Below are 19,538 nucleotides of genomic sequence, written 5' to 3'. Positions count from 1 at the left end.
ACACAAATTGACTCTTCTTTTTATAAAATACTTACTTTATTGAATCTAAAGCATCCCGTTAAGCAAAACTTATTCGCTCCAGAAACTACCTAATCAAAGTCTAAACTACTTTACCGCTGGCACATAATTTTGATTATCAATAATTAATTTTCCTAAAATCTCTTTAAGAATTTCTGAAGTTCCTCCGCCTATTGGACCTAAACGACTGTCCCTAAACAAACGTGCCAATGGATACTCCTCCATATACCCATAACCACCTAACATTTGCAAACAACTATAAATAGTATCATCTGCAACTTTTGTAGATTTCAGCTTAGCCATAGTGGACTCTTTTACGACGTATTCCCCTTTGTCTAAACGAGCGACAGCAGCATAGTTAAACACCTTACAGTGTTCTACCTCTGTTGCATACTCAACAAGCGTATGTCTTAGTGCTTGAAACTTACTTATTTTTTTTCCAAATGCCTCTCTATGCGACATATAATCTATTGTATAATCTATTGCATATTCAGCTCTAGCATGTGCATTTATCGCCATGATTAAACGCTCCAAAGCAAAATGCTGCATGATGTAAGGAAATCCTTTCCCCTCTTCACCCATTAAGTTTTCTGCTGGGATCTCTACGTTGTCAAAGGCAATTTCAGCAGTATCAGATGCTCTCCAACCTAATTTATCTAGTTTGACAGCCGATATCCCTTTTAAACCAGTATCCATCAAAAAGATGCTAATCCCTTTGTTTCCAAGTTCAGGATTAGTTTTTGCTGCAACAATATAATAGTCTGCATAAACACCGTTTGTAATAAATGTTTTGGAACCATTAATAATATATTTATCTCCTTTTTTTACGGCATTAGTGCGCATCCCCGCAACATCACTACCCCCAAAAGGCTCTGAAATACATAAAGCTCCTATTTTCTTTCCGGCGATACTTGGCACTAAGTAATCTTGCTTTATCCTTTCGTCACCCTCAGCATTCAAATGGGTCATCGCTAAATACCCATGAGCCCACATGGCAGCAGCAAAACCTGATGACTTAATTTTTTGCAATTCTTCGAGAAAAATAACAGTATAAAATAAATCGAGATTCAGACCGCCATAAGCCTCTGGGTAGGCAATACCAAAGTACCCCATCTCGCCAAATTTTTCCCAAATAAAACGTTCTATTGTACCCGTTTTTTCCCACTTTTCGATATGCGGAACAACTTCTTTCTGCAGAAAATCTTTTAAACTTTCTCTAAATGCATGGTGTTCTTCCGTAAAATAAATTGAATTCATATAGTATATTTTTCTTAACAAATAGTATTAATTGAAGCATAATAAAGCAGTACTATTTCAAATTTCGTTTTTAAACGATTAAAAATAATCCGCTAATAAAAAAGTAACACCTCTATTTTAAAAGGCAATACAATTCTCTTGTCCGGGGCTTAAAATCTGACACTTCTAATTAAAGTCCAAATATAAGTCAATTATTTTTGCTTTATCAACAGGAAATCCCTTAATTTTTATTAAATCCTCAATATTATTAAAATCCCCCTTCATGCTTCTATAAGTTATAATTTCTCTGGCCAGTGCATACCTAAAATAATAAAACTGAGAAAGCTCCTTTAAAGAAGCGGTATTGACCTTGATTTTTTTAAATTGAGGCAGCGCCAAAACTTCAAAATGAGTATTCAAATTCTCAATTACTTCTGGTGACAACCCCCAAATATCCTGCATTTGATCCATAGAAACAAATCCGCCCAACGTTTCTTTTTGTTTTAAAATGCGAATAGAAATGGCCTCACCTATTCCATAAATTTTTACCAAATCTTCTTTTGTTGCCCTATTGATATCAATGACTAGGATTTTTTCTTTTTTGGCGAAAGCTGGATTTGAATATTTTTTATATGTAATAAATTTAGTTTTCTGTTTTTTAGCAAGCACCCAATCCGGGAATTTAAAATAAGGCGCTAGCACATTTAACAATGAGTCTGAAACTTTAGTCACGTTCTGAAACTCCTCAGGAGAATTTACATATTTGTTTTGTTTTCTATAAGCGAGCAAACGATCAATTTCCTGAAGAGACATTCCTAATCTATATCCTTTATAATCTGTGATAAAATTGGGATTAAAAAGATACACATTGGGCTTTTTATTTGCAGCTTCCATAGTAAGGGAATCCATTGCAGTTTGAAGAGAAAGCCATTTTTGTTTTTCAGGATACACTTTAGATACCGCTCTAAAATCAACAAAAAAATAAACCAGCTGCAGGACTACACTAATTACAAACAAAAAGAAAATACCGGTTCGTTGCTCCTTAGTGAACTTAAAATAAGTTAGAATCGTTTTAAAACTCATGGGGGTACGTATCGATTTGCTAGCATTAAAAATAATTCTAAATTTATAAATTAAATCAAGACCGTTCGCTTTCTGTAGATTTTTTTTCAAAAACAAATTAATACCCGCTACAAGCCTATTTGACAAAATAATTTCACCGGGAATCAATATTAAAAAAGACGACAAATCATTTTTTACAACTTAAAATTCAATTATTGTTTTTATTTTTTATAAAAAACAATACATTTGGAGCTTAATAACAAACAAAACCATATAACCCATGTCAATTTGGAAAACTAAACCCCTTTCGGTATTGCTAAATGAAGCATCAGAATCTGAAAAAGGATTAAAAAGAACTTTGTCTTCACGTTCATTAGTAGCGCTAGGAGTTGGAGCAATTATCGGAGCAGGATTATTTTCTTTAACAGGAATCGCAGCCGCAGATAATGCAGGACCCGCAGTAACGCTATCCTTCGTCTTAGCAGGGATAGGCTGTGCCTTTGCTGGATTGTGCTACGCTGAATTTGCCTCTATGATCCCAGTAGCAGGAAGTGCTTACACCTATTCTTATGCCACAATGGGAGAATTTGTTGCTTGGATTATTGGATGGGATTTAGTGCTTGAATATGCTCTTGGAGCCGCAACAGTAGCAGTGAGTTGGTCTCAATACGTAGATAAATTCCTCGCCAATTATGGACTCAATATTCCCCAAGAGATACTCCATGGACCATGGGATGAGAAACCAGGATTCATTAATTTACCCGCCATATTAATTATATGTGCCCTTTCTCTACTATTGATTAGAGGTACAAAAGAATCAGCTTTATTAAACAATATTTTGGTTATTTTAAAAGTAACTGTTGTTATTGTATTCATAGGTATCGGATGGGGTTTTATTGACGGAGCGAATCATACTCCATTTATCCCTGTAAATGAAGGCGAAGCCCTTTTAAGCTCAGGAAAGATGACATTTTTAAATTTCTTTAGTAGCGATTACTTTGGTCATTACGGTTGGAGTGGTATTCTAAGAGGCGCAGGAGTTGTGTTTTTTGCATTTATAGGATTTGACGCTGTTTCTACAGCTGCACAAGAGGCAAAAGATCCACAGAAAGGTATGCCAATTGGTATATTAGGGTCGCTCATAATTTGTACCGTTTTATATGTTCTATTTGCTTTTGTTTTAACTGGTTTAGAAAACTACCTTAACTTTAAAGGTGACGCAAGCCCTGTCACTACAGCGTTTGCTAAGACAGGTTATACATTCTTAAATTCAGCATTAACAATTGCGATTATTGCAGGATATACCTCTGTAATGTTAGTGATGTTGATGGGGCAAAGTAGGGTTTTCTACAGTATGAGTATTGACGGATTATTACCTAAATTTTTTAGTACATTACATGCAACAAATAGAACACCATACAAAACAAACCTACTTTTCATGGTTTTTGTTAGCATGTTTGCAGGATTTGTTCCTGTGTCAGACTTAGGTCATATGGTAAGTATAGGAACATTATTTGCGTTTGCTCTTGTATGTATTGGAGTTGTTGTAATGAGAAAAACTAATCCCGATGCAGTAAGAGGTTTTAGAGTGCCATTTGTACCAGTATTTCCAATTCTAGGAGTTATCATCTGTCTAATCTTGATGGCTGGATTACCTATTGAAAGTTGGGAAAGACTTGCCATTTGGATGATTATTGGAGTTGCTATCTATTTTGCCTACGGTAAGAAAAAAAGTAAACTAAACAATCCGGATAAATAAATTTACAGCATACAAAAAAGGGATTCTAAAATAGTTTAACTATTTTAGAATCCCTTTTTTTATTTAACTCTTTTTACAAATCAAAAACCGAAGTGCGTTTTGCACGAATTAAATCTTTCAACCGCATCCAAAAAGCCAAAGTTAAATACACGGCAAACCACAAGCCAGCTGTAACAAATGACAAGTAAATAAAAAATAGTCGGACGCTACTGGCACGCATTCCTAAGGTATCTGCTAAGCGGGAGGAAACATGAAAACCGTGTTTCTCAAAAAAGAACTTAAGCTTAATTACTGCTGACATTTTTCAGTTAGTGTATTAAATTCGTCAATCGCATATTTAAAAAACAAATTTACAACATTCTCCAGTAAACAAATCCAAAAATAATTGAATTAATTTTTTTTCAACAATTCCATTCCCACGGCACATTCTAAGCATTTACCTGCGTTGCAATACTCCATTTTTAATTGCAGTAATGATTGGGTATCAAAAGCACTTGCAGCGAGAACCCCAAAAGACTTGAATTTATCTATAATGGCATTTTTCTCCGGAGAAACTTCTTCTAACAGACGAATTAAATCCTCTGAAATTTCTTTTCCCTGACTTTTAGCAAAAGCAAATTGTAGCGGAATTATGGTATTTATGACGATCAAGTCAATGAAAGATTTTGAAAGCGATTTCCTTTTCTTTGGACTTTCTTTATCAAATTGGTAATGATTCAACCAATATTCAGAAGTCGAAACCTGAAACAGGTCGTAACTACTTTTTAATGAATTCAAAACACTTATTTTTGAAAATAAATGTACCTGACTGTGGTATAAATTTGCCAATTGAGAAAGACGTATCGTAGGAAAATTATCCGGGCGATGCTTAAAAAACTGGACTGATGCCTGGCCACCTTGCTCCAATTGGTATTTATGTATCAAGTAAAAATACCTAAACTTTAAATCTTTGAAATAAATATCCTCCTTATCAGAATCCAATAACCCTGCGGTTCCAAAAATTAATGCTTCCAGATTCTCAATTTCAAAACTTTCTTTTCTAAGCACCGAAAAAGGAATGTTTTGTGCCATTTTAAAAAAGAGTTCTCCATTGGTATTTAATCCAAAATTTTTAGCCAAAAGGCAAAACAACACTGCTTCCCAATCGTGATTGGTTTGTTCTAACAAATCAAATATAGATTTTGCTTTTCTTTCCAGACGTTCAAAAAACAGACGTTCCTGCCAATTTTTAAAGACAAATCCATCAATTTTATTAATTTGCTTTTCGCAAAAAATCCATGATTTGGGAGCCATTAAAGATTGGTAATTTTCAAGGGTGGCCTTATCCACATATTTTTTAAGTTCCAAAACCGGAATTTCGCTGTTATTGCTTCTAAACACTTCCGTATCATGCTCCCAAACCACATGTAAAATAACGTTTTCATATCCTGAATCCTGTTCATGATGATGCACATACCAGTCTGACGATTTAAGATGAATTTCGACATTTCCTGCCCATTTTTGATTTGCAATCGTTATTTGTGCATTAAAAAAATCAGGACCGGCCAGTTCAAGATATTGGCCCACAGTAACAATTGTGATTTCCTCTCCATTGAAAGTTTTCAAATTCAAAGTATCAAATTTCTTGAATTTCCACAGGTAATGGAGGAAATCTTCTTTCATATTGAAAATATTAGATTGAAGACTAATGTAGTAAAAAAAGAAATAGCAAATTATCTAAAACAAAAAAAATCAGAAATTTCCCTAAAATACCGAATGCTATTTTAGTAAAATAGGATGTTTTTATTTCAACAAATACAATTTGGCACAAGCCCGAGCATCAGATAACGCTTCGTGATGATTCAAAGCGATATTCATTTCCCGGCAACAATCGCTCAATTTAGTTGGTTTCAATCCTTTGGCTTTGTATATTTTTACGGTACATTCCCAACGAGCGGCAATATTCAAATCCGCATACTCTAAATTATAAAGCGCCATTGATTTTGCCAAAACATTCCGGTCAAAACTTTCATTGTGAGCTACAACCATCCTGTTTTGCAACCGTTTTTTAATTTCAGGATATACCTGAGCAAATGACTTAGCATTCATGGTATCCCGCGGATAAATCCCATGCACTTGAATGGTAAAAGGAGAATATAAATTATTTGGTGGTTTGATTAAACTAACAAACTCATCTGTAATTATTCCATTTTCTACGGTTATAATTCCTACAGAACACGGATGGTATGCGGTTGCTGTTTCAAAGTCTATAGCGGTGAAGGTCAATTTGATTTCAGATTTAGGGTTAACGATATTTGATTTCAGATTTACAAAAATACTGTCAATTATAGAAGTTCAATGTATTTGTTACCTTTTTTTTAGATGTTCTTGCAAACTTTTAGATTCCAAAAATTTTACAGCAACAAAGTAATTAAACCAAAAAACCTTGCAGGTTTTTTGATTCTTGTTGGAGTATAATTAGGAAATAAAATCCAGTTTTAATCTTATTTTATCGACCCAATAATATCATATTTAGTTATAATATGGTGATTTCCATTCTCTAATTCAATCAAAACGGCTTCATTCTCTCTCGTGAATAATCGAGAAACTTCTTCAATAGGAGTTCCGTGTTTCACTATTGGAAAAGGTTTTCCCATTACATCTTTAATCGGTTTATCAGCTACATTTTTGTCGGCTACGTAACTTTGAAACAAATCACTTTCATCAACAGAGCCTACAAATCCGGTGATATCAATGACAGGAATTTGAGATATCTTGTATTTACGCATTCTTTCTATGGCGTGCGAAACTAATTCTTCGGTACGCACCACAATCAATGGTTTGTCGATATGATCTTTGATTACATCCTCCGCCTTAGTGATTTCTTCTTCTAGAAAACCGCGTTCCCGCATCCAGTCGTCATTGAACATTTTACCTACATAACGGCTTCCTGAATCATGAAAAAGAACCACAACTACATCTTCCGGTTTAAAATGTTCTTTGAGTTGCAACAATCCTTTGATCGCCGCACCAGCAGAATTCCCTACAAATATTCCTTCTTCAACTGCAATTTTACGGGTATAAACCGCCGCATCTTTATCCGTTACTTTTGTAAATCCGTCAATCAAAGAAAAGTCTACATTCATGGGCAATATGTCCTCACCAATCCCTTCTGTGATATACGAATAGATTTCATTTTCATCAAAAATTCCTGTTTCATGGTATTTTTTAAATACAGAACCATAGGTATCGATTCCCCAAATTTTAATGTTTGGATTTTTCTCTTTCAAATATTTCCCAACTCCGGAAATAGTTCCTCCAGTTCCTACCCCCGATACAAAATGAGTAATTTTACCACTTGTTTGCTCCCAAATTTCCGGTCCCGTTTGCTCGTAATGCGCGATAGCGTTTGAAGGGTTGTCGTATTGATTCACATACCAGGAATTAGGCGTTTCTTTGGCCAATCGTTTAGAAACCGAATAATACGACCTTGGATCCGTAGGTTCTACATCCGTAGGACACACCACAACTTTAGCGCCTACGGCACGAAGAATATCCATTTTTTCTTTGGACTGTTTGTCTGAAATTACACAAATTAGTTTGTATCCTTTTATAATGGCGACTAATGCCAATCCCATTCCTGTATTCCCGGAAGTTCCTTCAATAATAGTTCCGCCTGGCTGTAAACGGCCATCAGCCTCCGCATCTGCAATCATTTTTACAGCCATTCTGTCTTTTACGGAATTTCCTGGATTGAACGTTTCCACCTTAGCAAGTACTAAGGCCTCTACTTCGGCAGTTACTTTATTGAGTTTCACTAATGGGGTGTTGCCTATGGTACCTAATATATTTTCTGCGTAGCGCATTGTATAATAAATTTAAGATTGTAATTTGTTGTAAATACTGCTACAAAGATAGTATTTTGTTATAAATTAATCTTGTTTACGGAATTTTGCGTTCGTGATAATAGCGACATCCTTTCCTTGCTTGCCGCCAAGCAAGGAAAGATATAGCGGATAGCGCGATAAAACGCCCAAAAAAAATGACTTAAAAAATTGAAATTTTAAAGAGCTATTAATTAAAGAAGTTCCAAATTAAACCAAATCGGATCGTAAAATCACGCGATGGATTATTGGGGGAGGCATAAAAATCATTGCCGGTGAGTGCCGAATTAAAATGTTCCGCTTTCAAATAGATCCTTGTTCTTTGAATTTTTGCATTGATAAAAAAATCAAGGTTAGGATGATTGCCAATTTGTTTGTCTTTTTGCACAAAAAACTCTCCTATGACCGGATTGTATTCATTGGCATAATAACTGGAAAAGTAATTGAGAGAAATCCCTGTTTGCAGAAATAAGGCTTTTTTAAACAAAAAATTCGAGTAGTAAAACGTATTTCGCGTTACAATTTCAGGCACGTTCAAGATGGCATCTTGTTGTTCTGTTTTTTGATATAAAACTGTATTATCTAACGCAAATTTTCCAAGTTTTAATTCTCTGCTGATTTTGATCGATACATAATTTATTGTGCTATTGTATTGTGCCGGCGCAACAATTTGTGTGTTAACTGTTTTTTGCTGCGCAGTTGATGCTTCGGTAAAATACAAATGATCATTCAACACTGAAAACTGCAATTCTGCATCTAGCCAAGGAGAAATGGCATTAGCTTTTATTGTGTTTATTTTTTCATTCTTAAAATCATTAGACCAGTTGTACTGCACGTAACTGCTCTGGTGCAGATTGTAATTGTTATTGGGTAGTTTGTTTATGTTTTGATACTGAAATGCAAATTGAATTTCATCAGTGAGCTCATACTTCAATTTAGCATCTAAATTTGAAAGCGACTGGTTGGTAATGGATCTGGAATAAGAAAAAATACCGTTCCAATTGTTTTTTCGGTATTCATATTGACCTCCGGCACTATTAATGTTCTGGCTCAAGAAACTTGGGACTGTTTTCGCATCAAATATTAGGATCTGATTGTAATAATAATTAGATCTGAAATCGTCAGCAAAAAATTGAAATTTACCCAATGTTGTATTTTCATAAATCAAACCAATTCTATTGTACATCTTGTTGTAACGCGTTTGATCATTGATCCCGCTGTTTGCAAAAGAGTCCCCAAACCGGTCAACTATTGCCCCTCCTACGGCAGATGCTACTGTGGCCTGATTGTATTCAAAGAACTTATTTTCGTAATTAAACTGATGCGCGAGATACGCGTTATTGTCTCCTTTTTTTGTGTTAATTCTAAAATTGTGATCCACAAAAATTCTTTTTCCTTTCAGAAATGATTTGGCGTCATTAAGATACACTTCAAATCTTTGTCTGTTATCGTAGTTTGGATCACCACTTTCAAAATCATTAATAGTCGTAATTCCACCGTTTTCTTCATTTAAAATATCTTGATAGGTATAATGTGCATTAGCAAAATACCGTTTATTTTTAGTGTTGTAACTGGTGGTAAACCTGAAATTTCCTGTACTTGAGAGCTGATTGATGTATTCTCCTTCTGAACGTAGTCCTCTGTAGGCGATCGAAAAATTTAAATTTTTTGAGGTGTTCAGGGTAATAAAGGCATCTACTGACTGCCCCTTTTGTACGGTTGTTTTAAAATATAATTCGGTAACAGGAGTTGCTACAGAGCTGTAACGGATTTGGTTTGCCTCCAAAAAATTAAAATGCTTTGCTTTAAAACCAAATTCCGGAAATACAACTACATCCGTCAAACCGTATTGTAAGGTATTGTATGTTTGTCCATCATTTGCAAAAGGTAAAAGTCCAAAAATGTCTTTTCGCAAATAGTTGTGGCTGTATTCTTTTTGAATATTGAGAGACGTGTCAATGTAAGTGGTATCCCGTTCTAAAGTGATGAACCGATACATATCAACAGTAGCCACTTTTTGTTCTTTTTGTTTATTGACCGTATCTGACGCACTTTGGTATTTACTGGCAGTATCTGTATTAGTAATATTTTTTTGAGAAAACAGCAGCATGGGCACTGCTAAAAAACAAAATAAAAATAATATTCTCATTTGACAGGATCTAATTAGTCGGTTACGTATACAGTTTTAACTCGGCAAAGATAAATGATAAAAACCTATAAATAAAAAAACATCTGACGGAAGTATGTGTTATACAAGAAAATTACTCGCTGTCAATTTACTCTTTCGGGACAGTTTTAAAGGGACCTGCAAGCAACAAATTTTCAGGAAACACTCCTTTTTCGTAGCATTTTGCACTACAAAACGATACATTAAACAACTGTCTAATAATAATAATAATAGCTACTGTCCTCTATAAAACAACACCGTAGTGATGGTCTTGAAAGCAATGTTCAAATCTAGGTAAATGCTGCGGTGCTTGATATAATACAAGTCATACTGCAGCTTGATCAGACTATCATCAATGGTTTCCCCATACGTATAATTGACCTGTGCCCAGCCAGTAAGCCCCGGCTTGATGATGTGTCTGGTTTCATAAAAAGGCATTATTTCTGCAATTTCTTTTACAAAAATAGGACGCTCGGGACGCGGACCTATAACAGCCATATCTCCTTTTAGTATATTGATAACCTGAGGAAACTCATCGATTCTGGTTTTACGCAGAAATTTCCCAAAAAGCGTCACTCGGGAGTCATTCGTAGCGGTAAAAACGGCACCGTTCGATTCGGCATTTTTAACCATTGTCCGGAACTTTAAAATTTTAAATACCGCCCCATCTTTGCCTATCCGTTCTTGTGAATAAAACAACGACCCTTTATTTCCTATTGCATTTCCAAACAAAATAAGCGGACACAAGAACACGCCTACAACAAGTCCAGACAAGGAAACGGTTATTTCAAATATTCGCATAACAATCAAATACAATTTATTCTGATTGCTTCGGCTAAAAGGAAAAAAACGATAAAAATCCCGTGACATGTACTGCACTGGTATGCGCTGGGTTTTACTTTCATATACCTGTGTATATTCCCGTATAATATTCCCAGCCTCTAATAAATGAAGCAATTGTTGGTACAAATCTGCTGTAATACCTCCCGTTTTTTGGGAAGCAATCACAATTTCAGAAACTCCGTTTTCATTCACAAAAGAGAACAAATCCTCTCTTTTGATGTGCTGCACATAATGGTATTCTTCCATTTGTTGTTCACTGGAATCTAGATTAACAAACCCAATTATTTTATAATGCGGATCAATATTTTCAAGTCCTAAAATCAACTCCTGTACCTGCTCCTGATCACAAATCAAGATTGCTTTCTGAAAAAATCGATTAGAGGCCAAAAAGGTTACATACAACATCCTCCAGAAAAACAACGATAAGAATACGACCAGAAAAAACAATAGAATTTGAAGGCGGTTTGAGGGCAGTTCCGGAGAAAAAAACGGCGTCAGTAAATAGACTAAAACAGTTGTTGAAACGGTAATAAGAGTACTTTTTAACACCTGAAACTCGTTGCTAGCCACCTGAAGATTATACATTTCAAAAATAGCTCCAAATACATTTAGGTAAACTGCCAAAACGATTGTCCAGTAATAATTAGTAGCTGAAACTTCAAAATAATCAAAAGCAAATACCTTTCCAGTTGCATATAAAGCCGTCAAAACAAAGAGAACATCAAAAAGTCGAAGAATCATCTTTCGTTCTGATATTTCAAAATGCATTTTGTCAACTGAAAACATGATAGGTATTTATGGTACGGGTGCAAATTTAATTTTTTTGTTCCAAATTAAACTTATAGTAGCACCTCTTTTTTTTAAGAACATCCACTTTTAACAAAGTGATTTTTTTAAGAGCTGCGAATTCCCTAAAAAAACCATGAAAAATATTGAAACGAATACGCACCACTTTCTTTATGGTTCTTCTCTACTCTTCTTTTACAACACTCGTTCTTCTGGGCGATCCCAACTGCACATTGAGTAAGGACAACGAGTATACAAAGGCCGGTGCGGCGGTACGCATGGCGGCATGATTAATGGTTAAAAACCAGAAGGCAACAAAACACAATAAAAACATATTGAACTTGTTTTCCAAGTACAAAACCAAGGGTGTAAAAAACAAAATCAGCAATGCTATTATCCCTAAAGACCCATGCTCGGCCAGCATCCGGGTAATTTCGTCGTGGGACAACACTTTGATCCCCGTTTCATCCTCCCGGACTTCCACCCCTTTCCCAACCCCTACTCCAAAAATAGGGTTCTTCAAAAACGTATTGATCTCATTTAGTGCCACATCCTCCCTGCCGGTAAACTGGCTCTCTTTAGCCCTTCCTGCGGCATCTTGATTGGCATAGCGCTTGTCAATAAGGCCGCCCGTCTGAAAGGAGGTGAAGGTCCAAGTGACAAACATTGCAAACACTAAGAATACGATAATATAATTCAATTTTGCCCTTCCGCCAAAATTAGATTTAAAATACAAGAACGCCAGCAACAAAACAATCATCAAGAATCCGGTAATCATTCCTCCTCGGGAGAAAGTAATGATTCCTCGATAAGTGATATTTAACGCAAGGATCAGGTTGATTATAATTTGGAATTTTGTTTTAGAATCCAATATTACTCTGGAAAAAAAAATAAACATCCCCAGTCCTAAAACCGTAGCCACCTGATTGGGGCCATACCCTCCAGAAGTTTGAAAATTAGATTCGGTTCCCGTTATGACTTCCTGTAAATCTGGTGTATAAAAAATCAGATATGCCACACAACTAATAATAGGAAGACCCATGCTCAGCAAGATTGTATTCATCTGATCCAATCCAATCTTTCGCCGAAAGGTGTACAAAGAAGCCAGTCCCAAACAAACGGGACCAGAAAGATTAAAGGCAATCGCTTTGCGAATATTCGTGTCAAAATTCAATACAAAAGTCGAAATAATAACACCGGGGATTAGTAACAATAGAAAGATCCAATACGGAATGGCTCCTTTAGAAAAACCGCTGTAATACATCCCGATAAGAACAAAGAGTACAACCCCGTATTTGGAAATTTCATAGAGTGGATTTCCACCGGTCATTCGCAAAAAGACTTCGCTCCCTACCACATAAGCCGCAGCAATCAGTGCTTCGTTATTTCTGTTTTGTTTTTTTACGATATAATAAATTCCAAAAATAAAAATAGAATAGCCGTATATTTTTGCTGTAAAAGGCAACAAATACCCCAATGCACCCACCACCACATGGAAAAGAATTAAATAGAGATAGGATCGATCTTCGTTTTTCATTTGTAACTATTTAGAATCGGATAGTTTTTCATAGTTCTTAATTAAAATATCGATCACTTTTTCTTTTGAATAATTATCTACAACTAATTGATGCAAATGTAGTGCAAAACTAATTCTTAAAGATTCCTTAGAAATCATTTTGTCTAATTGAACTTGAAGCTGAAAACTATCTAGTGGAGTAAACAACAAACCGCTAAAATTATCTTGGATAATCATTGGACAATGCCCGGTATTTGTTGATATTACTGATAATTTTGCCAAACCATATTCTAATAATGTTACAGGAAACCCCTCTGCTGTAGAGGCTAAAACACCAATTGTTGCTTGAGATAGTATGTATTTGATGTCAGTCTTAGAACCATAAATAAAAACATAATTTTCTAAATTATTTTTACTTATAAATTCCTTTAAAATAGCTGAATAGTCGTCCTTGTAATCTTTTCCGATTAAATGCAAACTCCAACCCAATTCCATTAAATTCATTTCCGCAAAAGCACGCAATATTGTTATGTGATTTTTAGGTTGTTTTAGATTTGCGATACATACTATTCGCTTCCCTTCTTCACTTTTCAGAATAGTTTCTTTTAAAACGTTGTCATCAAACGTAGCGAAATTTGGTAAAAAATAATTTTTTTTAGTTAATAGATTTTTATTAGCCCAAACTTCTAATTGATGATTTACTACAAATGTGCAAGAGAAAAAACAGGAACAAAAAGATAATATCAAATTATTCCATATTGATTCATTTGCCCTTGCTCCATAATGATCGTGCCAAATTAACTTAATCTTAGGATACGTCAATTTAAGTAATACCGCAGTAAAAAATGATGTCCCGTGTGCATGTGCGATTGTAATTTTATTCTGTTTTACAAATGATTTCAACTTTAAAACTGACCTTAAGTCGAAAGTGTGTTTTTTATTTAAATACAAATAAGAAACATCCGCATCAATTTGATGGAGCAGTGACCCTTCATTTCGGGTGACGATCAAACCTGCAAATTCAATTTTTTTCGCTAGCGCATTGGCATAACTGATCGCCATACGCTCCGCTCCACCTGCCTCGAGTGAATCTATAATTTGAATGATTCTCATGTTGTTGTTATCACTTATGTTACATATTAATCTACGCCCAATAGTAGCAAACCCACTCAAAGAGACGAGTTAAACTCAGCATCAACGTGCCAGTAATTTTTTGATTTCCGCTTCGAAAAAATCCATCGTATAGCCCCTGGACCATTCTGCTCCTCTGGTTTGTTTGTAATCAAAAAGGCTTTGATTACTCAAAACCGATTCGATTTGCAAAATATCTTTTTCAAGATCCATTTCCAGCAAAATCCCTCTGTCCCCATAATCCAGCATAAAAGGCACACATGAAACAGCTGTTGCCAGAGGAACACAACCCCAAAACAGACCCTCGGCAATCACTTTTGGCCACCCTTCACTCTCTGAAGGCAACACTATAAAATGACTGTCCTGATAGGCTTTTTGCAGGGTTTCTTTGGATTGATTTCCTTTCAAAAAAACAATGGACTCGAGCTGATGCGCTACAACATACTCCTCTAAGACTTTACGTTGTACTCCTTCTCCATACAGCCGCAAACGCACTAAATACCCTTTTTGATGCAAATTTTCGATCAATTGAACAGCATACAGCGGATGCTTCCCATGGACTAATGTACCTGCAAAAACAAAATCGACCACACCCTGTAACACTTTTGGAACCACTGCCAATTTATCTTTTTCAGAATAGGTAGCCGTAAAAAAAGGTTTAATATTTCCAGAACTGCCCTTCCACTCGCCATACACTAAAACCTGCATGTTTCGGGTCAAAAAAGTGTTGCTTAAAATCCATCGTTGCAGTTCGTAGGTCCAAGGGTGCTTGGATTCAGGATCCCAATTTCCGGCATATTTAGCTGTTTTTGGAGTATTCGGAAATAAAATTTGAACAAAACAACCCAATAATCCAATATTTCCGGGACACCGTAAATGAATGTGATCAGCAGATTTCATGGCTTTAAATAAAACCCAAAGCAATCCGGGAAGTTTAAATAAAGTAAATAAAATAGCTTGTATCGATAATAAATCAAAACTTGGAACAGGAATAAAGTGTATGTTTTGATGCTGGTAAGAACTGTCAATGGCTGTCGCCTTACCTAAAAAAAAAGGAGCCACAATCACTACTTGTGTTACATGGTTGCCCCAAACATTCATTTCTCTTACGTAGGGAGCGTACGCATAATATAAATTATTCACTTTCGAATGCGGCACGTGGGTAATGATTACGAACTTCATATTTAAAATACTGTTTATATCTTATTTTGGTTTTCTTATCCACAAACTCCACCAACCGACGGTTCTGCCTACTGCCTCTGTAAAAGCTTCTTTTTTACTACTGCTGGTAAAGGTATTGCTAAACCGAATACCTGTCAAAAGTAATGTAATTGTGTGCCATTTTAATTGATGTTCTAATGTTGGCTTAGGATTTTTCGTTCTCCAGACATACCAACCATTTCGCACGACCATTTTACCATATTGATATTGATTGGGTCTTCCTGCGGTATCGTGATAATGATACAATCTTGCAGCAGTGCTCAAGTACAATGCCCCTATTTTAGACACTCGTAAAGAAAAGTCGGCATCCTCATACAATCCATAACCTTCAAAATAAGTAGAAAAATGCAACGTATCAAACACCTTTTTTCTGAAAGAGGAAACACCTCCCATCAACATTTCAACTTCATACGTTTTACCACTCGGAGGCAAAAATCCCACACTACGACCGTGTGAATATAAGGAAGAATAACCCGGTGGACAATCACTGTCTAATCCTAATTTTTTTCTTAACACGAATCGGCTGCCATCTTTTCTTTTCCATCCATCAAAATAAAATTCATCACTTTTGGAGTGATACTTTTCACCAACAAATTCCGTTTTAGTTTCATCAATAATGTACCCGCCAACACCTAAAGCCTGCGGATAAACCTTATACGTTTGTAACAGTTCTTCAAAATAAGTAGCCGTCAAAACAATGTCATCGTCTAAAAAACAGATTATTTCTATATCAACTGCTACTCTTTCAATTCCGTAGTTGCGTTGCTTAGTCAGACCACGATGTTGTGGTGGAACGGCGAAATATTTTAAATGATCAAATCGATTATTCTTTATCATTACCGATGTATCTTGATTAGTTGACCCATCGATGATCATAATTTCATCAGGATACTTTGTTTGCTCTTTCACAGACTCTAATAGCTGTAATAAAGCTTCGGCACGCATGTAGGTACAAATTAGTAATGAAAATTTCATTGTTATTGGTGTCTAATTCCTAAATTCTGCAATTTTTGTGCATAAAAAACCGACTTCTTAAATTGAATATTCTTGTAAGGAAATCGAAATAAACGATACAAAAAAGCAACTTTAGAACCCGTAAATAGATAATAGGTAAAATGTTTATACTTATACTCTCTCAATTGTTTAGGACTGTAATGCTTCATTATCCCATACATAATTGTTGGACTAGGAACCGGTTTTATGTTTTTCACAGGAGCATCCAGTTCCCAGGGCTGTGCTTTCCTTTTTTTTCCAACAATCTTAGCTTGAGTTCCCCAAAAACGATAGCCTCCGCTGGGTGGTTTTAAATGTAAATTAGCAGCAAATGGATTAGCTAAAACAGTTACTCCGATTTTACTTAACGACATTCCAAAATCACTGTCTTCGCCATAACCGCCATCAAAATTGACATCATTACCGACCAACTGATTTACAAACTCCCGTTTGACAGAAGAATTCGCATTGCTAAACATTTGAGTACAGCCCGCAATAAATGGGGGTCGACTCAATTGTTCCAACTTAAGAGCCAAATCCTCTAAATTCTGTTGGTGGTGATCCGCACGGATATCCAGTCCGTTGCAGGCTCCAACCGAATAGGTTTGTAAGAACCGAATGTGGTTTTCGATGAAATCCGCAGGGATCCGAATATCATCATCCCCAAAAACAATATAATCCCCCGTGCATAGAGCAATCCCCTCATTTCTGGCCCTACAACTACCCTTTGTCTGTTGCCAAATCACTTTTAATTCAAAGGGATACTGCTTTTGTTCGTAGGCCGTTTCATCTCTGTCGCTCAAGGGAGTGGCATCTACAACAATAACCTGGGTCGGTTTATAGTTTTGATTAGACAAATCATCTAACAGTTGTAAAGTGTATTCTTGACGGAACATCGTAGGTATAATATAACTTACTGTAGGATTACCTTGAATAGCAAGAAGCACCCGAGAAGGAATTCTAGCCGTTATGTCCCTTTTTTTATAGGCATTCTTGACTCTGAACAAGGTAATCCATTCTGAAATTTTCAAGAAACCTAATCTGTAAATCATAAAAATGGCATGGCTTATTTTATAATTTTTTCTAAAAAAAAGATGACGATCTCTTCTTGAAACTATCACCTTTTCTATAGCCGCATTTGTAAATAAATTTTTTACATATAATGGAACTCCTCCCAAAAAACGGTTGCATCGAAATCCAAAATCTAAAGCCTGCATTTGAATATTTTCAAAATCGGTATCAAAACCTTTTGTGAGGTCCCAAACTGATTTACGAACTGCAAAAGCATTGGGATTGATCCTCCAACTGACACATTGATCTAATCCATCAAAATCATTCAAATACCAAAAGAATACAGCAGTCTGATAGACCAATTCAGGGAAAGCATTTTTATAGCCCTGCTCAAAAGAACTATGCCAAATATCGCCTGCTCCAGTAGACAATAGCTCCAATTGTGAAAAATCAGGAGTACCGGCATACAATAGTACTTCACCTGACGTCGTTGTATATTCTTTTAATTGTATTCTTCCCATTTATCGTTTAAACTTAAATCTACCCGTTGGGTGTAATTAATAAAAATTTCAATTAATCTTAAATAAAAAAATTGAACCACACTTCGACCCGTTAATCTCTGTTAGCATCCTACGTTTTAATAATCCTTTCTATCAGGTCGGAAGTACATATTGAGCGTAGACGAATTGTAGTCGAAGTCATGCTTTTTTAACTTAGCTGTCTGATTCTAACCTAACACAAACTTTTTTATAAAACACTACACTCTGTTGCGCCACTTTCTCCTTACTAAATTTTTCTTTCACTTTCTTTTCTGCCGCTAAACCAAACGCTTTTTGCAAAACAGCATCATCTAACAGTTGAATAATTTTTGTTGCGTATTCCAAATGATTTTTAGGATGTACTAAAAACCCATTGATACCGGCATCAATCACTTCTTGTGCCCAGCCAATATTTGAGGCTACAATAGGTTTTTGCAGCGCCATGGCCTCAATCCAAGACACGGGCAAAGCCTCGGCAAAAGTAGGAAACACGCAAATTGTTACCGTACTAATATGCTTTTTGATGTCCTGATATGGTACAGCCCCTAAATAAGTCACATTGAGCAGCGCAGCTGGAGAAAATATTCCTTGCATCATCTGCCAAGTGGAAGAATTCCCTGATATGATATCGGGAACATCTTTCCCTAACAAAATCAATTTAGCATTTGGATTTTTAGCGACCACTGCATTAAAAATAAACGGCAACTCTAACAATCCTTTTTTACGAATTAAACTCCCAAAATATAGAATCGTGTTCTTGTTTTCTTTGTTTTTATCATCCGGACTAAACGCATCAAGATCAATACCATTCGGAATAATCGTAAATTGCTTGTTTAAACCAAAGACCGCATTCGTAGTATCGGCCGTAAACTGACTTACTGAAAGCAAGCCATCTGCCTTTTTCAATGCTCTTTTTTCATGAAATTTATTAATCCACTTTACAGGCCGCCGATCCAAGTGACAAAAATAAGTATCCGAGCCATGCAACCGAATCACAACCTTACATTTTTTAGGAGAGATAAAAGAGGTGATTCCCGTCCAATCCGGAGCTTCTACCACATCAATTTTTTTATCCTCGTATAAAGTATCAATAATATTCTGCAGTTTTTTCCGGGTCAAATACCACGACAATCCCTTAAATTTGACATTCCTGATCTGCTGAATACAAATACCATTGTCATAAAAAACAGCTTCTTCTTTTTGGGCATACACTAAAACGCGTACCGAACAGCCTTCTGCCAAAAGTCCCATTGCCAGATTTTTAATACTGGTACCTATTCCGCCGGAGCTTCCTGTTTTTGGGTGTGGATATTCCGGGCTTAAAAAAGCTATTTTCCTCACCTCAACCTTCTCCAAAATAAAGGGAGCCACTGCTGAATATTCGTTTCCCATC

General features: G+C 35.9%; 15 protein-coding genes. 1 reads left to right on the top strand and 14 read right to left on the bottom strand.

From position 1 onward, the window contains the following. Positions 1-105 precede the first annotated feature (105 nt). Together EKM03_RS03495 and EKM03_RS03490 are read right to left on the bottom strand one after the other, a co-directional pair. Positions 106-1,275, bottom strand: coding sequence for an acyl-CoA dehydrogenase family protein (locus EKM03_RS03495; RefSeq protein ID WP_126739886.1), 1,170 nt, complete (start codon positions 1,273-1,275; stop codon positions 106-108). A gap of 165 nt (positions 1,276-1,440) precedes the next feature. Next, complete coding sequence (locus EKM03_RS03490; RefSeq protein ID WP_126739885.1) at positions 1,441-2,337, bottom strand: helix-hairpin-helix domain-containing protein; 897 nt, start codon at positions 2,335-2,337, stop codon at positions 1,441-1,443. 259 nt (positions 2,338-2,596) lie between these two features. Between EKM03_RS03490 and EKM03_RS03485 the strand changes: the two genes are divergently transcribed. Further along, positions 2,597-4,075, top strand: a complete 1,479-nt coding sequence (locus EKM03_RS03485) for an amino acid permease (protein ID WP_126554471.1) — start codon at positions 2,597-2,599, stop codon at positions 4,073-4,075. A 73-nt stretch (positions 4,076-4,148) separates the two neighbouring features. Here the strand turns inward: EKM03_RS03485 and EKM03_RS03480 are convergent, their stop codons facing one another. The 12 genes from EKM03_RS03480 to EKM03_RS03425 form a co-directional block, all read right to left on the bottom strand. Continuing rightward, positions 4,149-4,376 carry a PspC domain-containing protein gene (locus tag EKM03_RS03480; RefSeq protein WP_126451893.1) on the bottom strand — a complete coding sequence of 76 codons (228 nt, stop codon included), beginning with the start codon at positions 4,374-4,376 and terminating at the stop codon, positions 4,149-4,151. Between the two features lie 89 nt (positions 4,377-4,465). After that, positions 4,466-5,737, bottom strand: coding sequence for a DUF2851 family protein (locus tag EKM03_RS03475; RefSeq protein ID WP_126739884.1), 1,272 nt, complete (start codon positions 5,735-5,737; stop codon positions 4,466-4,468). A 120-nt stretch (positions 5,738-5,857) separates the two neighbouring features. Beyond that, the gene (locus tag EKM03_RS03470; RefSeq protein WP_126739883.1) at positions 5,858-6,340 is read right to left on the bottom strand and encodes a 3'-5' exonuclease; all 483 of its coding nucleotides are present in this window, start codon (positions 6,338-6,340) and stop codon (positions 5,858-5,860) included. Positions 6,341-6,558: 218 nt separating this feature from the next. Next, positions 6,559-7,920 carry a pyridoxal-phosphate dependent enzyme gene (locus tag EKM03_RS03465; RefSeq protein ID WP_126739882.1) on the bottom strand — a complete coding sequence of 454 codons (1,362 nt, stop codon included), beginning with the start codon at positions 7,918-7,920 and terminating at the stop codon, positions 6,559-6,561. Positions 7,921-8,128: 208 nt separating this feature from the next. Continuing rightward, complete coding sequence (locus EKM03_RS03460; protein WP_126739881.1) at positions 8,129-10,087, bottom strand: putative porin; 1,959 nt, start codon at positions 10,085-10,087, stop codon at positions 8,129-8,131. 252 nt (positions 10,088-10,339) lie between these two features. Then, entirely contained in the window at positions 10,340-11,734 is a 1,395-nt protein-coding gene (locus EKM03_RS03455; protein ID WP_126561653.1) for an exopolysaccharide biosynthesis polyprenyl glycosylphosphotransferase, read from the bottom strand. Positions 11,735-11,918: 184 nt separating this feature from the next. Beyond that, on the bottom strand, positions 11,919-13,271 hold the full coding sequence (locus tag EKM03_RS03450; protein WP_126463112.1) for an O-antigen ligase: 1,353 nt from the start codon (positions 13,269-13,271) through the stop codon (positions 11,919-11,921). A gap of 6 nt (positions 13,272-13,277) precedes the next feature. Further along, positions 13,278-14,363 (bottom strand): glycosyltransferase, encoded by a 1,086-nt coding sequence (locus EKM03_RS03445; protein ID WP_126554477.1) that lies wholly within the window; start codon positions 14,361-14,363, stop codon positions 13,278-13,280. Positions 14,364-14,444: 81 nt separating this feature from the next. Next, positions 14,445-15,563 (bottom strand): glycosyltransferase, encoded by a 1,119-nt coding sequence (locus tag EKM03_RS03440; protein WP_126563324.1) that lies wholly within the window; start codon positions 15,561-15,563, stop codon positions 14,445-14,447. Positions 15,564-15,584: 21 nt separating this feature from the next. After that, positions 15,585-16,577, bottom strand: a complete 993-nt coding sequence (locus EKM03_RS03435; RefSeq protein ID WP_126568614.1) for a glycosyltransferase family 2 protein — start codon at positions 16,575-16,577, stop codon at positions 15,585-15,587. A gap of 2 nt (positions 16,578-16,579) precedes the next feature. Continuing rightward, a complete protein-coding gene (locus EKM03_RS03430; RefSeq protein WP_199741549.1) occupies positions 16,580-18,127 on the bottom strand; it encodes a glycosyltransferase family 2 protein in 1,548 nt (515 codons plus the stop codon). 192 nt (positions 18,128-18,319) lie between these two features. Next, positions 18,320-19,537, bottom strand: a complete 1,218-nt coding sequence (locus tag EKM03_RS03425) for a glycosyltransferase family 4 protein (RefSeq protein ID WP_126739880.1) — start codon at positions 19,535-19,537, stop codon at positions 18,320-18,322. Position 19,538: the final 1 nt, after the last annotated feature.

The organism is Flavobacterium sp. GSP6 (genome assembly GCF_003984855.1).
Taxonomy (GTDB): domain Bacteria; phylum Bacteroidota; class Bacteroidia; order Flavobacteriales; family Flavobacteriaceae; genus Flavobacterium.
The sequence above is the reverse complement of the archived record's forward strand: the minus strand, read 5'-3'. Positions and strand labels throughout refer to the sequence as shown.